Raw genomic sequence first — 14,491 nt, forward strand, 5'->3', positions numbered from 1 at the left:
GGGAAATCCCGGTCCGCCGGGGAGCGGTGGCGGACCGGGCGGGGAGTGGGCTTACTCAGCCCACTCGACTTCGCTCCAGGGCGAAACGGCGCCCCAGATCGTTTGCGGCAGGCCGGTCAGCCCGTCCTTGTAGGCGGTGTAGAACGGCACTTCGTTGATGAAGAGGATCGGCGCGTCTTCGACGACGATCTGCGCGAACTCCTTGTAAAGCTCGGCGCGCTTGGTGTCGTCCAGCTCCACCGCGGCCTCTGCCAGCAGGTCATCCACCTTGGGGTTGGAATACTGCTGCGTGTTCGACCAGATCACGCCGGGGCGGATGTTGGAGGTCAGGTAGGTGCGGTGAACGCCGATCACCGGGTCACCCCAGTTGTAGACGCTGTCTTCGGTCATGTCGAAGTCGTAGGAGGCGATGCGCTTGGCCCAGGTGGGGAAGTCGGGCGCGGTGCGGACTTCCACCTCGATGCCGATCGGCTTCAGCTGGGTACGCAGGTATTCCGCCAGGTTGCGGCCCATTTCGGCCTGGGCGGGGATGAAGTCCATCGTGGCGGTGAAGCGCACGCCATTGGCGTCGGGCTCCAGCCCGGCTTCGTCCAGCAGGGACTTGGCCTTTTCGAGGTCGAAGGCGTACTTCTCGACGTCATCGGTCGCCAGCGGAGAGGTCGCGGTGATCGGCCCGACGGAATCCTTGGCCACGCCGCCCAGCAGGCGTTTCAGGATGAAGTCCTTGTTGATGGCGTAACCGATGGCCTGACGCACGCGGACGTCGTCGAAGGGCGGCTTCTTGGTGTTGAAGGCGATCCAGTTCAGCGGGCCCACGGCATCGTAGCCGGCGTCCGAAACTTCCACGCCATCAGCCTTTTCGAGGCGCTGCACGTCGCGGATGGCGGAAAGGAAGGGCACCATGTCAACGTCGCCACGTTCGGCGGACAGGGTCAGGTTGGCCGGGTCGCCGAAGATCTGCACGATGACCTCGTCCATCTTCGGTTCACCCTCGATGAAGAAATCGGGGTTCTTTTCCAGCTTGTAGTATTCGCCCTGCTTGTACTCGACGAACTTGAACGGGCCGGAACCGATGGGCTTCAGGTTCGCAGGGTTCTCCTGGATGTTGCCTTCGCCGTAGATGTGCTCGGGGATGATCGGCATCAGCGCGGGCGACATGGCCAGCAGCAGCGCGGGGTGCGGGTGGGCCAGGTGGATCACCACGGTCAGGTCATCGGGGGTGTCGATGGTGGTGACCGGCTCCAGCATGGTCTTGAAGGGGTGGTTCGCCTTGATCGTCTCGATCGAGAACTTCACGTCTTCAGAGGTCAGCGGCACGCCATCGTGGAACTTGACGCCCGGGTGCAGGTGCAGGGTGACGGAGAGGCCGTCCTCCGAAGTTTCCCAGCTGTCGGCCAGGTAGGGTTCGGGGTTCCAGTTCTCATCGTACTTCAGCGGCGAGGCAAAGATCTGCGCCGTCGGCATGAAGGTGGCGATGCCGGACTGGATCGCGCCGTTGAAGTGGCGCGGGGTCTGGGTGGTGCCGACAACCAGCGTGTCGGCGAAGGCCGGGGTGAAACCGGCGCTCAGCGCGAGGGCGAGCGCCCCGGCGAGAGTGGATTTCGAGAAGAGTTTCATGAGAGGAGAACTTCCTGTTGGGAGATTTTATTGTGGTTGATCAAAGGAGACCGCCGATTCCGCGAAGCGCGGTGATGGCGGCAGTAATACCAAGCAGGCCGATCGCGGCCAGCCGGTATCCACCCTCGCCCAGCCGGGCGAAAGCCATTCCCCCGGCCCATGTACCGACCAGGAGGGCCGGAAGGGCGATGAGGGCTTCGGTAAAGACCTGCACGTCGATCTTCTGTGCAAGCCAGAGGCCCGGAAGGGCCATGAGAGAGGTCAGGAAGAAGAACACCATGGCCGATGCGCGTGTATTTACCGCAGGTGTTCCCGTGCCCAGAAAGTAGGCGATGGCGGGCGGGCCGGGCATCGCCGCCAGGCCGGAGAAGAGCCCGGCCGTCAGACCGGCGCCGATGGCCGTGCCCGCGCCCGAGGGCAGGCGGATCTTCAGCAGGAGCGCGGCCAGGCCGATCGCCACGATCACCGCAAGCACCACGCGCATCAGATCCGGAGAGGCCTGGGTCAGCGCCCAGAGCCCGAACGGCGTGCCGATCAGCGCCCCGACCGCCATGAGGCCGAGGGGCCGGTAAAGTACCAGCCCCCGGGTCGAAATGATGTCGCGCAGCCCGACCATGCATTGCAGCAGGATGGCGATGGTCACCGCCTGGGCGGGGGGCAGGAACAGGCTCATCGCCGGCACGGCGGCCAGCGCAAAGCCGAAGCCCGTCAGCCCCCGCAGCACCGCCGCCGCGAAGGTCGCGGCGCATATGAGGGCATAGAGCTGCATCAGTCGAAGTTCATCACGATGGTCTTGGACCGGGTGAAGTGGGCCAGCATCGCTTCGAGCGAGGCTTCCTTGCCCAGCCCCGACCGGCCGAAACCGCCGTAGGAAACGTTGGGCTGGATGGTCAGGTTCTGGTTCACCTGCACGAAGCCCGCGTTCAGCTTCGACGTGCTGTCCAGCGCGATGGACAGCGACTTGGTCCAGACAGAGGCGGCGAGGCCGTAATGCGTCGCATTGGCCTTCTCGATGACGTCATCGTAGTCGGTCCAGGTCTGGATGAAGGCGACCGGGCCGAAGATCTCGTTCATCACGCAGGGGTGGTCGTCGGGCAGGTCCATCAGCAGGGTCGGCAGCATGAAGAGCTCGGGCGAAAGGCCTTCGCCTTCGGGGGCCTTGCCGCAGCGGATGACCTTTGCGCCGGGGGTGGCTTCGGCCTGGGCGACGTAATCGGTGATCACCTTGGCCTGCTTGGCGTTGATGATCGTGCCGACATCGGTCGCCTCGTCCAGCGGGTTGCCGATCACCAGCTTGTCCAGCGCCTCGGTCAGCTTTGCCATGAAGGCGTCCATCAGGCTCTCGTGGACATAGATACGCGACGCGGCGGTGCAGCTTTGTCCCTGACGGGTGAAGCGCATGCCCGAGATCGCGCCGATGATGGTCTTGTCCAGATCGGCATCCTCGCAGACGATCATCGGGGATTTTCCGCCCAGCTCCAGCGACACCGGGATGATCTTCTTGGCGCCGGCCTCATAGACGGTTTGCCCCACGGCTTCGGAGCCGGTGAAGGTGATCTTGGCCACCTTGGGATGCTCGCAAAGCGGCGCGCCGCAGTTAACGCCGGTGCCGTTGATGACGTTGACGACGCCTTCGGGCAGGAACTTCGACAGGATCTCGATCATCGCGTAGGTGGCATAGGGGGCTTCTTCCGACGCCTTCACGACCACGGTGTTGCCGGCCACCAGCGCGGGCGCGATCTTCAGCATCATCAGGACCAGCGGCACGTTCCAAGGCAGGATCGCACCCACGACGCCAAGCGGTTCGCGCACCGTCATGGTCAGCGAACGCGGGTGGAAGGGCACCGTCTCGCCTTTCAGCTCGGACCCAAGGCCGGAGTAGAATTCGAGGATGTCGATGGCGGTTTTCACTTCGCCCCGGCATTCGGTGCGGATGGCCTTGCCGGTTTCGCGTGCCAGGGCCTGGGCGATCACCTCTGCCTCTGCGGTCATGGCGCGGGCGGCGGCGCCGACCAGCTTGCCACGTTCGCGAGCGGGGACCTGGGCCCAGGCGGGGAATGCTTCTGCGGCGACCTCGATCGCGGCGGCGGTCTCCTCTGCCGAGGCGGCTGCGGCCTGCCCGATTTCGGCGCCGGTCGCGGGGTTCAGCACCGGCAGCGTGGCAGCGGTCGCGACTCTGGCGCCGCCCAGGAGGTTCACCCCGGCGTAGGAGGCGATCAGGGCTTCGGGGTCCTGGGGCAGAATGGATGTCTCGGTCATGTTTCGATCTTCCTTGGCTCGTTGGCCCCTTGCTTGGGCCAGAGGGCGGTAATGGATGGGTCCACCGCCGCCCCTCGTGAAATTTCAATGAGGCCAGGTGGCCTTTAAGTTCAGCTCTTCGTGGCTCCGCCCCGCAGAAGGGCGGCCAGCGGCAGGTCCCGCAGGGTCGCGATCCCGACCAGGCGAGTGCCTGTTTCGCGGGCATTTTCGGGGGGCGTGTCCTGGGTGGTATCCTCGGGGGTATCGTCGGTTGGTGTCAGTTCCCAGCGTCCGGCGACCCATTGCAGGAGCATCGGACCTTCGCCTTCCAGGTCGATCCAGCCCTTCAGGCGCAGCAGCTCTCTGGGGAGAGCCGACAGGGCCGTTTCGAGGCCGTCGCGCAGGAAAGGTTGGTCGTCTTCGACAAGGAAGCGATGAAAGACCTGATCATGGGCGATCGGATCTTCCTGCGGGCTCGTCAGCACCGAAAGGGTGGAACCCGCCATCAGCGCCATCGGCAGGTCGGCGCGGGTGGTTTCCGCGACGGTTTTTCCGGGGGCCAGGCGACGCAGGGCGGCGCGTGCGCCGGCCAGTTGCGCAGGGCTGGCGCCGTCGACGTGGTTCAGGACCACCAGGTCGGCCCCATCGAACTGGCGCGCAACGGTGTCACCGATCAGCGGGTCATCCAGCTGTGCCTGCAGTTCGACGGCATTGGCCATGGTCAGGACCATGTCCAGCTTCAGCCCCCGTTCCAGAAGAGCGAATTCCGCAACCCGGCGCGGTTCGCCCACGCCCGAGGCCTCGATCAGGATCTCGTCCGGGTTCTTCTCCATCGCGGACCAGAGCGCGGGGCCGATGCCTTCGGACATGGAACAGCAGATGCAGCCGCCCGACAGTTCCAGCGTCAGCCCGTCGTCGGAGCGGATCAGCTCCGCATCCACGTTGATGTCGCCGAAATCGTTGACCAGAACGGCGATCCGCGTGTTGGCGGCACCCAGGATCCGGTTGACCAGGGTGGTCTTGCCGGACCCCAGGAAACCGCCGATCACCGTCACCGGGATGCTGGCGGGCCTTGGGGTGGCGAGGACATGGAGTTTCGCGCTCATGCGATGACGGGCTCCGGCAGCAGGGTGACGTCGGGCACCGGCGCCTGATCTGCCGGAATGGCGCTTTCATGCCATTGGCCGGAAATCACGGTGCCCAGCACGCGGACCTCCCGCAGGTGCAGGGGCTCCACCTCCATCGGGTCGCGGTCGAGCACGGCGAAATCGGCGAACTTGCCGACCTCGATGGATCCGACGAGGTGATCGAGCTTCAGCTGGTAGGCTGCGTTGATGGTGATCGCCTTCAGCCCGTCCTCGACCGAGATGCATTCCTCCGGGCCCATGGTCCGACCGGTGGAGGTCAGCCGGTTCACCGCGCACCATGCGGTGAACAGCGGGTTCAGCGGCGTGACGGGCACGTCGCAGTGGACGGAGAACTGCACGCCTTCCTGGATCGCGGTGCCGCAGGCATCCATGCGGCGTGCCTTGTCGGGACCCATGGTCAGTTCGAAATGCTGATCGCCCCAGTAGAAGATGTGGTTGGCAAAGAGGTTGGCCGACAGGCCGAGCGCCTTCATCCGTCGGAACTGGGCGCGGTCGGCCATCTGGCAATGCTGCAGCACGTGGCGGTGATCGGGGCGCGGTGCCTCTGTCAGGGCCTCTTCCATGACGCCGATGACGAATTCCGAGGCCTGGTCGCCGTTGACGTGGCAATGCATCTGCAGGCCGGCCTTGTGGTAGGCCTTGATCATCGCCGCCAGCTGCGCGGGCGGCACGTTCCAGATGCCGTTGGGGGCGCCGTTATGGTAGCCCGGCCATTTCAGTCGCCCGGTGAACCCCTGGATCGAACCGTCGGTCATGATCTTCACCAGGCCGAGGTAAAGCTTTTCGTTGCCCATCTTTTTCACCCGAAGCGCCCGTTCGACGCCTTCGTCGACCGTCCACTGGATGGCCCCCATGGCGGGCACGACGCGGACGGGGAAATCCTCTGCCTCGGTGGCGGTGAGGAAGGCGTTCAGCGAATCCTCGTTCAGCTGCTGGTGCAGGTCCGTGGTGGTGGTCACCCCCGCGTTCGTGGCGGCCCGGCCGTAGCGGTTCAGCACATCGACTGTCACGTCGCGCACCGACATCGCCTCCCCCACCACGCGGTTGGCCATCATCATCGCCGCCATTTCCTGCAGCTCCCCCGTGGGGACGCCCTCGGCGTCCTTCAGGATGCCCTCGACGTTGACCTGGCCCAGCATGTTGCCGCGTTCCATCACCACCGTGTTCACGTTCAGCAGGTGCAGCGAGGCATGCATGATCACGATCGGACGGGTGGAGGAGACGGCATCCAGGTGCTTCCGCGTCATCCGTTCGGTGTAATAGATCGGGTCGAACCCCCAGGCGATGAGCGGTGCATCGGGGTCCGTCAGCGTCGCCTCTTCCTCCTTCAGCCGTGCGATCACGGCGTCGATGTCCTTCAGCCCGCCTTCGACCGTGCCCTCGGGGGAGGTCCGCTTGAAGTATCCAAGGAACAGGTTCGCCCAGAGGGATCCTTCCATGGCGTGACCGTGGGCCTCGACGAAGCCGGGGGTCAGGACCTGTTCGGCGAAGCGGTCATCCAGGGTGCAGTCCCATTTTGCCTGCCAGGCGGCGCAATCCGACACGTCGCCGACGGCAAGGATCTTGCCATCCTGCACGGCGACATGGGTGGCCAGTGCACGGTTCGGGTTCATCGTGCGGATCCTGGCGGCCTGGAAGATGGTAACGGGAGAGGACATGGAAGGGCTTCCTGCTGTTGGACTTTGCGCAACCCTATGCAGGGGGCGGCAGGCCAGACAGGTCCAGCCCGGGACCAAGGGTTGGTCCAGGGGAAGGTCGCGATTTTTCAGGGGCTTGCCGGTTCAGACGTCTTTCACGGCGCGGCCCAGCTCTGCCAGGCCCGCGTCGATCTTGCGTTCGTCGATGTAGGACATGCCAAGCCTCAGGAAGCGGCCGGCCTGGTCCTGGGCCACGAAGGGATCGCCGGATTCCGTCAGCACACCGCGTGCGGCGGCGGCCCGGAACAGGGCGCGTGCGTCGATGCCTTCCGGGCATTCAAGCCAGACGGAGGAGCCGCCGTGACTGTCGGAACGGCGGAAGCCCGGCAGGTAGCGATCGCAGCCTTCCAGGACCTTCTCGTGTCGCCGTTCCAGCGCCGACCGCAGCGAGCGTTGCAGGGCCAGGTAATGCCCTTCGGCCAGGAAGATCCCGGCGGTGCGCTGGTTGTTCAGGGGGGCCGAGCGGTGGATCAGGCGGCGCAGCCAGCGGGCTTCTTCCACCAGGGCGGGTGCTGCAACCATGAAGCCCAGCCTGACGCCGGGCGCCAGAACCTTGGACAGCGTGCCGAGGTAGGCGACGTGGCCCGAACTGTCGAGGCTCTTGAGGGAGGTCGTGTCGCTGGCGACGGCGGTCTCTCCCTCGTAGTCGTCCTCGATCAGGACTGTCCCGTCGCGCTGTGCGCGGGCCAGGACCTGCAGGCGCCGTTCGGGGGACATGGTGACCATCGTCGGGCAATGATGCGCGGGCGTCAGCACGGCCAGGTCGAGCCGCGGCCCATCCAGGCGCGCGCCTTCGCTGTCCACCGGAAGGTCAACGATATCAGCCCCTTCGGCCGCCATGATGTTGCGGCTGTCCGGGTAGCCCGGTGTTTCGCAGCCGACCCGCGTGCCGGGCCGGGCCAGCAGGCGCGCCAGCAGGTAGAGCCCTTCCTGGGTGCCGAGCGTGATCAGGATCTCTTCGGGTTTGGCGTAGATGCCCCGCTGCGGCAGGATCTGGGTGCGGATCTGTTCGACCAGCAGGGGATCGTCCTCCACCGCGCGATCGGCGGTCCACCAGTCGATCGCGGAGCGGCCGAGCGCATCGCGGGAGCAGGTGCGCCAGGTGTTGATCGGAAAGAGCGAGGGATCGACCTGGCCGTAGACGAAGGGATAGCGGTAGTCCTGCCAGTTCGACGGCTTGATGATGTGGCGCAGCTGCGAGGGTCGCTGCTTCAGCGCGGCGTCCCAGTCGAGCCCGGCGGCGGCGGGCGTATCGGACTGGTTGGCGGGTTCGGGCGGCAGGTCGCGGGCGACGAAGACGCCGCGCCGGGGGATCGAATCGAGGTAACCGCGCGCCACCAGTTCTTCGTAGACGGCGGTCACCGTGTTGCGCGCAATGCCCAGTTGCCCCGCAAGTTGCCGGGATGGCGGCATTTTCTGCCCAAGCTGCATCTGCCCGGAGTGAATGGATTCGACGATTCCGCGCCGCAGTTGCGACTGAATCGGCTCTTCGCTTTCCCGGATGATGGTGGTTAGCATGGGTTCGGTCCTATCTCGCCGGATCATAGCCGGTCCGGCGAAGCGGGATAGATGGAGTTGGGGACAAGCCCCCGCCTTGCCCTGCCTTTCGCCCAAGATCCGGGCGGGAGCAAGCCCGTGGCTCCATGTATTCGCGGCTGCTGGACCTGTCGCGGATGCGCGGCACGCGGCTTTCTGGCAGCAAGGACCCAAACGGGAGTTTACGATGTACGACAATGACCTCAGCCACGTGGTGGACGCCGACAAGGCCCACGTCTGGCACCACCTGACCCAGCACAAGGCTTTCGAGACCTCCGATCCGCGCGTGATCGTCGAGGGCAAGGGCATCCATGTCTGGGATGCCAAGGGCACCCGCTACCTCGATGCCGTGTCCGGCGGGGTCTGGACCGTCAACGTCGGCTATGGCCGTGAAAGCATCGCGGACGCCGTGCGCGAACAGCTTGTAAAGATGAACTATTTTGCCGGTTCGGCAGGGTCCATCCCCGGCGCGCTCTTCTCCGAAAAGCTGATCGAGAAGATGCCCGGCATGTCCCGCGTCTACTATGCCAACTCCGGCTCGGAGGCCAATGAGAAGGCCTTCAAGATGGTCCGGCAGATCGCGCACAAGCGCTATGGCGGCAAGAAGACCAAGATCCTGTTCCGCGAGCGGGATTACCACGGCACCACCATCGGCTGCCTGTCGGCCTGTGGCCAGCCGGAGCGCCAGATGCAGTACGGCCCGATGGCGCCCGACTTCGTCGAAGTGCCGCACTGCCTGGAGTACCGGAAGCAGTGGGACGTTGAAAACTATGGCGAAAAGGCCGCCGACGCGATCGAGGAAGTGATCCTGCGCGAAGGTCCCGACACCGTCGGCGCGATCTGCCTGGAACCCGTCACCGCCGGCGGCGGCGTCATCACCCCGCCCAAGGGCTATTGGGAACGGGTGCAGGAGATCTGCAAGAAGTACAACGTGCTGCTGCACATCGACGAGGTGGTCTGCGGCGTCGGCCGGACGGGCACCTGGTTCGGCTACCAGCACTATGGCATCAAGCCCGATTTCGTCACCATGGCGAAGGGCGTTGCCTCTGGCTATGCCGCGATTTCGTGCTGCGTCACCACCGAGGAAGTCTTTGACATGTTCAAGGACGATGCCTCTGACTCGCTGGGATATTTCCGCGATATCAGCACCTTCGGCGGCTGCACCGCAGGCCCGGCCGCGGCGATGGAAAACATGCGCATCATCGAGGACGAGAAGCTGCTGGAGAATACGGTCGCCATGGGTGACTACTGCCTGGCGCAGCTGGAAGGCCTGATGGAGAAGCACAAGGTCGTGGGCGACGTGCGCGGCAAGGGCCTGTTCCTGGGCGCCGAGCTGGTCGCGGACCGTGGCACCAAGGAGCCGATGGACGAGAAGAAGGTGGCGCAGGTCGTCGCCAACTGCGGCGCGCAGGGCGTGATGATCGGCATGACCAACCGGTCGCTGCCGGGCTTCAACAACACCCTCTGCCTGTCGCCCGCGCTGATCGCCACGAAGGACAACATCGACGAGATCGTCGGCGCCATCGACAGCTCCCTCACCAAGGTCTTCGGCTGAGCCGTTAACGAGACCTGACACCGGCGTTTCGAACGTCGGTACTGCAGTGCAGCGAATCATGCCCCCGGAGCCTTGGTTAACAGGGCTCCGGGGGTCTTTTTTGCACGTCGGTACAACGTCGGTATCACGTCGGTATTGCGGCGGTGCAGAAAGCCGCAATCGGCCCGGTTAACGCAGCGGACGCTGTTGGATGCCGTGGCGGGGGCCGCCCGGCTTGCGGAAGGGTTGCCCCGGCATTGTTCATCCGCTGGGCCGTGATGAGACGGCTTTGCCCCCACTTGACCCGGGAGAGGACCCCGAGGGCGAAAGCGACTATGCGAGGGCCCGCAGGGGTGTTTACCTTCGTGACCGAATGCACTGCAGCGGAGGTGGAGCATTGATGGGAGTGATGTACCGGATCCGCGGCATGATCCGGGTGGGGGTCATGCTTTGGGCCATGCTTTGGGGTGGGGTCCTGGTGACGTCGGGCCCGGCGCAGGCCGAGATCCGGGCCTTGGTGATCGGGATCGATTCCTACCGGCATATCGGATCGCTCAGCGGGGCGGTGAATGATGCGACCGATCTGGCGCTGGCCCTCGGGGACCTGGGCGCCGATGTGACGCTGCTCCTGAATGATCAGGCGACGCGGGAGGCGATCCTGGGCAACTGGCGGGCGCTGGCGGCGGCTTCCGCCCCGGGGGATACGCTGGTTGTCACCTATGCGGGGCACGGCGGTTCGGAAGTCGCGGCGCGGCCCGAGACGGAGGAGGATGGTCGCGATGAAACCCTGCTGCTGGGCGGTTTTGCCCCCGAGGGTGAGGCGGCGGGGGAGAGGATCCGCGACGATGAACTGGCCGAGCTGATCGCGTTGCGGCCGGATATTTCTGTCATCGTGGTGGCGGACAGCTGCCATTCGGGGACGGTGACGCGCGGCGATGCGTCCGGGGCGTTGTCCTATCGATACTACCGCTACGGGGAACTGGTCGATGATCCGCTGCCGCCCCCGCCACCGCCGCCGCCGGGGGGCGGCGCCGGACGGGACGATCTGCAGGGTGGTGGCGCTTCGACCCTGTTCTTTTCGGCCGTGCCGGACGATCAGCAGGTGCCGGAGGTGCCGATCGACGGCCGCAGCCGGGGTGCGCTGAGCTATGCCTTTGCCTCCGGTATCAGGGGGGCTGCGGATCGCAACGGGGACGGGGTGATTTCCAAGGGAGAGCTGGAAGTGCACGTGCGGCGCTTCATCAAGGCGCGGCTTGAGGGGCGGCAGCAGCCGCAAATCTATCCTCCGGGCCATGGAAACCGGCCTGTCTTTGCGTCAACCGGGGCGGAGAAGCCCCCTCCGACCTCTGCCTTCGAACAGCAGTTCCACGACCTGCCGGAGGTGCCGCTTTCGATCCTTGGCGTCCCCTGGGGGCCTTTCTATCCGACCGCGCTGACCGGGGTGAAGCTGACGACGGATCCGGCGGAGCAGGATCTTGTGGTCGATTTCGAACGCGCCCAGATCCGCAATATCAGCGGCGATGTCCTGCGGCAGCTGTCGCGGGGGGCGGGCAATGACCTGCAGGCCCAGGTGCAGCAGGCGGTCAACGGGCGCCGCATGGTGCGCGCGCTGCAGCGGGCCAGCCTGAACACGGATCTGGACGTCTCTTTGCCCTTCGGCGATCTGGTTTACTTCAAGGACCAGGGGATCCGCATCACCGTCAGCGGCCGGCGCACCCGTTTCGTCAGCATTTTCAACATATCTGCCGCCGGTGTCATCTACTGGATCTATCCGCGCTTTCCGCCGCTGGACCGCACGGGATATTACGACGACCCGAGGGAGATAGATCCGAGGGAGTTGCTGCAGTTCGATGCGGAGGCGACGCCGCCCTTCGGGGCAGAGTATATCGTCGCGATAGAGACCCTGGAGCCGCCCCCGGCCGTGCGGCGCGCCATGTTCCGTCATGACGAGCTGACCTCGGTGCCCGAATTCTGGCAGGACCTTCACTTCGCCCTGCAGGGGCGGCCGCATCACGTCGCCGTTCATCCGTTCTTTACCTCGGACGGGGGCCGGTGATCGGCGCCCTGATGGGGGCATGGCTGGCTGACCCGGCAGGCCCCGGTTGCGGGGATGCACGGGGGCGCCGGTGGTCTTAGCAGGCAGGCGGTGCCTAGGGGGTATTTCCTTCATCCCGGCGGCAGGGACATCAGGCGCCTATCCCGCTGGTGCGCCGCAGGAACCGGCAGATCTGGCCGGGGTGCGGATGATACCGAATGGCATTACCCGGGAGGGGGCTCCCCGGGGCTTTCCATTTTCCTGACAGGTATTTTCCCGACCGATATTTTCCCGACAGGCATTTTTTCGACGGGCATTTCTTCTGCGGAGCGGTGATGATTTGTTCGACTCGCCTCGGGATTGGTGAAAAAGGCGGCGCGACGGTAGATTCGCTTTCGTTAATTTTTCGCCCCGTGTTATCGATAATCCGCCTAAAGGGTGTGGGACATATTTTATCCAAGGGCGTCGGGGATGGTTTTTAGATACGCATACATTGCAGTTGCAATGGCTTTTGTCATTTCAGGTCAGGTTGCCAAGGCCCAGGTTCTGGAGCCGGAGTTGCTTGTTCGGGAAATGGCGCCGGGCAATACGGGACCGGTGGTCAAGTCCTTGAAGTCGCAAGGCAGTCTGACTGTCCAGGCGACCCAGATGATCCCGGCCGCGCTGGATTTCGCCTCCGTTGCGGTGACGATCGATTTTGACGGGGATACCGCGTTTCTGACCGCGTCCGGGATGACGGCGCTCCGCTCCGTTGCGGCGGCGCTGAACGATTCGCGCCTTTCCGGGCAGAATTTTCAGGTCGGAGGGCACGTCGCCTCTGCTTCCAACCCGGGGCTGGCCCAGGGGTTGAGCCAGCAGCGGGCCGAGGTGGTCATGCGTCACCTTGTCGGGTTCTACAATGTCGCCCCGCAGCGCCTGGCCGCCGTGGGCTACGGGTCGAGCCAGCCGCTCGACATGATGAACCCCGGCGCGGCGCAGAATTCCCGCATTCAATTCACGAATTTGACGCCTTTGTACTGATTTCCAATTTTGGAGGTTCCAATGCGATTCAGGTTGGTTGCAGCCCTTGTCATTTCCCTTGCGTCAATCTTTGCCCCGGGTGCCGTCATGGCGGCAGGCAAGGTCGCGCTGGTTATCGGAAACAGCGATTACGGAAGCAGCGGGGAGTTGAGAAACCCAGCCAATGACGCACGGGCCGTCGGCGAAAAGCTGGAGGCCATCGGATTTGACGTTGTTTCGGGAACGGACCTGACCTTCTTTGAAATGCGCGATACGGTGCGGGACTTTGCGCGCATGGCCATCAAGGCGGATGTGGCGGTGGTGTTCTACGCGGGTCATGGCATCGCGGTGGACAGCGAAAATTACCTGGTTCCGGTGGATGCGACCCTGCAGGACCCCGACACCTGGTCGTTCGAAGTCTATCCCGTCGCGGATATCCTGGGATACCTGGAGCGGACGAGCGCGGTGACGGTGCTGTTCCTCGATGCCTGCCGGGACAACCCGATGTCGCGCCCGCTTGCGGCATCGCTGCAGGGTGCGTCGCGATCTGCCAGCACACGCGGGTTGCGCCGAATTCCCACGGAGTCCGTCTCTGCCGCGGGCAGTATCGTGGCCTATGCGACGGAGCCCGGTGATGTGGCGCAGGATGGCGATGGGGAGAATTCGCCCTTCACGACCGCGCTGCTCAATCATATTGCGACGCCGAACACCGATTTCGCCACGCTGACCTCTCTCATCACGCAGGAGGTGCTGGAATCGACCGATCGCCAGCAGCGTCCGCGGTTCGACATGTCGCTGACGGCGCCGCTGTACCTTTATGAAGCCGAGGTCGAGCCCGAGCAGGTTGCGATGGCAGTTCCCCAGGCGACGGTTGCCGCGCCGCAGCCGGCCGGGGCCGCAGCTGGGGCGGGGGCCGCAGCTGGGGTCGGGGCCGCAGGTGGGCAGGCCGCCAACCTAGAGGTGCAGAAGTACATGTTTGAACTTGCCCAGGCGAGCGGCGACGCGGCCGATTACCGATCCTACCTGGAGGTCTTCCCGGGGGGCATGTTCGCCGGCATGGCGCAGAATGCCATCAACCGCATCGAGGGGAGCGCGGCCCTGCAGGCCGCGGCCCCACAGGCCACCACGGCCCCTGGCCCTGCCACGGGTGCGGAGGGTGTCCAGGTTGCCGCGCTGGAGATGACCTCGCCGGAGGTGCCCGGACAGCAGGCAGGAAGCGGGCAGCAGCAGGGCACGTTTTCACTGAGCGACAGCATGGTGCGGGCACCGCTGGTCCTGCAGCCCACCTCCTATGTTCTGGCCTCCCCCAGTTCGGCCGCGACAGAGGAGGCCCTCGGGATGGATCGCGCCAAGCGAAAGGAATTGCAGCTGCGGCTGACCCTTTCGGGCAACAGCACCAACGGCGTCGACGGGGCCCTTGGCGCAAACTCGCGCCGGGCGATTTCGGGATGGCAGACGCAGAATGGTTTCACGGCCAGCGGCTACATGAACGAATACCAGTTCCAGTTGCTGACGGCGCAGACCGAAACCGCGTTCCGGGCTCATCTCGCCTCCAACCCCTCTGCGCTGGCGACCCCGACCTACAGCTCCAGCTCTGGTAGTTCGTCCAGCAAGAACAATGGCTTCATGAAGGACCTCGCAACCTTTGGTGCGGGCGTCGCCGTGGGGCTGGGCCTCAAGAAATAAG

10 protein-coding genes are annotated in these 14,491 nt (G+C 65.0%); 4 read left to right on the forward strand and 6 right to left on the reverse strand.

Going from position 1 to position 14,491, the window contains the following annotated elements:
* Positions 1-51 precede the first annotated feature (51 nt).
* The 6 genes from AC2IR1_RS01320 to pdxR form a co-directional block, all read right to left on the reverse strand.
* Positions 52-1,617 (reverse strand): ABC transporter substrate-binding protein, encoded by a 1,566-nt coding sequence (locus AC2IR1_RS01320; RefSeq protein ID WP_486474486.1) that lies wholly within the window; start codon positions 1,615-1,617, stop codon positions 52-54.
* Positions 1,618-1,657: 40 nt separating this feature from the next.
* Positions 1,658-2,386 (reverse strand): sulfite exporter TauE/SafE family protein, encoded by a 729-nt coding sequence (locus tag AC2IR1_RS01325; RefSeq protein ID WP_486474487.1) that lies wholly within the window; start codon positions 2,384-2,386, stop codon positions 1,658-1,660.
* Complete coding sequence (locus AC2IR1_RS01330; RefSeq protein ID WP_486474488.1) at positions 2,386-3,876, reverse strand: aldehyde dehydrogenase family protein; 1,491 nt, start codon at positions 3,874-3,876, stop codon at positions 2,386-2,388. Before AC2IR1_RS01330 ends, AC2IR1_RS01325 begins: the two co-directional genes overlap by 1 nt.
* Before the next feature lie 110 nt (positions 3,877-3,986).
* The gene (locus tag AC2IR1_RS01335; protein ID WP_486474489.1) at positions 3,987-4,961 is read right to left on the reverse strand and encodes a CobW family GTP-binding protein; all 975 of its coding nucleotides are present in this window, start codon (positions 4,959-4,961) and stop codon (positions 3,987-3,989) included.
* Positions 4,958-6,661 (reverse strand): amidohydrolase, encoded by a 1,704-nt coding sequence (locus AC2IR1_RS01340; RefSeq protein ID WP_486474490.1) that lies wholly within the window; start codon positions 6,659-6,661, stop codon positions 4,958-4,960. The genes AC2IR1_RS01335 and AC2IR1_RS01340 overlap by 4 nt, the downstream gene beginning before the upstream one ends.
* A 123-nt stretch (positions 6,662-6,784) precedes the next feature.
* Positions 6,785-8,218 (reverse strand): MocR-like pyridoxine biosynthesis transcription factor PdxR, encoded by a 1,434-nt coding sequence (pdxR, locus tag AC2IR1_RS01345; RefSeq protein WP_486474491.1) that lies wholly within the window; start codon positions 8,216-8,218, stop codon positions 6,785-6,787.
* A gap of 205 nt (positions 8,219-8,423) precedes the next feature.
* Here pdxR and AC2IR1_RS01350 point away from each other — a divergent pair, with 205 nt between their 5' ends.
* The 4 genes from AC2IR1_RS01350 (at position 8,424) to AC2IR1_RS01365 (ending at position 14,490) form a co-directional block, all read left to right on the forward strand.
* Positions 8,424-9,791, forward strand: coding sequence for an aminotransferase family protein (locus AC2IR1_RS01350; protein WP_486474492.1), 1,368 nt, complete (start codon positions 8,424-8,426; stop codon positions 9,789-9,791).
* 379 nt (positions 9,792-10,170) lie between these two features.
* Positions 10,171-11,826 carry a caspase family protein gene (locus tag AC2IR1_RS01355; RefSeq protein ID WP_486474493.1) on the forward strand — a complete coding sequence of 552 codons (1,656 nt, stop codon included), beginning with the start codon at positions 10,171-10,173 and terminating at the stop codon, positions 11,824-11,826.
* Positions 11,827-12,276: 450 nt separating this feature from the next.
* The gene (locus AC2IR1_RS01360; RefSeq protein ID WP_486474494.1) at positions 12,277-12,825 is read left to right on the forward strand and encodes an OmpA family protein; all 549 of its coding nucleotides are present in this window, start codon (positions 12,277-12,279) and stop codon (positions 12,823-12,825) included.
* Positions 12,826-12,846: 21 nt separating this feature from the next.
* Positions 12,847-14,490: a caspase family protein gene (locus tag AC2IR1_RS01365; protein WP_486474495.1), complete on the forward strand. Its 1,644-nt coding sequence runs from the start codon at positions 12,847-12,849 to the stop codon at positions 14,488-14,490.
* The last annotated feature ends 1 nt before the right edge of the window (position 14,491 follow it).

The sequence above is a fragment of the Pseudooceanicola sp. NS-SX8 genome, from assembly GCF_057380755.1.

Bases quoted from the DNA above. Each gene is read 5' to 3' on its own strand.
- AC2IR1_RS01320 (WP_486474486.1), bottom strand. From the start codon at position 1,617: ATGAAACTCTTCTCGAAATCCACTCTCGCCGGGGCGCTCGCCCTCGCG.
- AC2IR1_RS01325 (WP_486474487.1), bottom strand. From the start codon at position 2,386: ATGCAGCTCTATGCCCTCATATGCGCCGCGACCTTCGCGGCGGCGGTG.
- AC2IR1_RS01330 (WP_486474488.1), bottom strand. From the start codon at position 3,876: ATGACCGAGACATCCATTCTGCCCCAGGACCCCGAAGCCCTGATCGCC.
- AC2IR1_RS01335 (WP_486474489.1), bottom strand. From the start codon at position 4,961: ATGAGCGCGAAACTCCATGTCCTCGCCACCCCAAGGCCCGCCAGCATC.
- AC2IR1_RS01340 (WP_486474490.1), bottom strand. From the start codon at position 6,661: ATGTCCTCTCCCGTTACCATCTTCCAGGCCGCCAGGATCCGCACGATG.
- pdxR (WP_486474491.1), bottom strand. From the start codon at position 8,218: ATGCTAACCACCATCATCCGGGAAAGCGAAGAGCCGATTCAGTCGCAA.
- AC2IR1_RS01350 (WP_486474492.1), top strand. From the start codon at position 8,424: ATGTACGACAATGACCTCAGCCACGTGGTGGACGCCGACAAGGCCCAC.
- AC2IR1_RS01355 (WP_486474493.1), top strand. From the start codon at position 10,171: ATGGGAGTGATGTACCGGATCCGCGGCATGATCCGGGTGGGGGTCATG.
- AC2IR1_RS01360 (WP_486474494.1), top strand. From the start codon at position 12,277: ATGGTTTTTAGATACGCATACATTGCAGTTGCAATGGCTTTTGTCATT.
- AC2IR1_RS01365 (WP_486474495.1), top strand. From the start codon at position 12,847: ATGCGATTCAGGTTGGTTGCAGCCCTTGTCATTTCCCTTGCGTCAATC.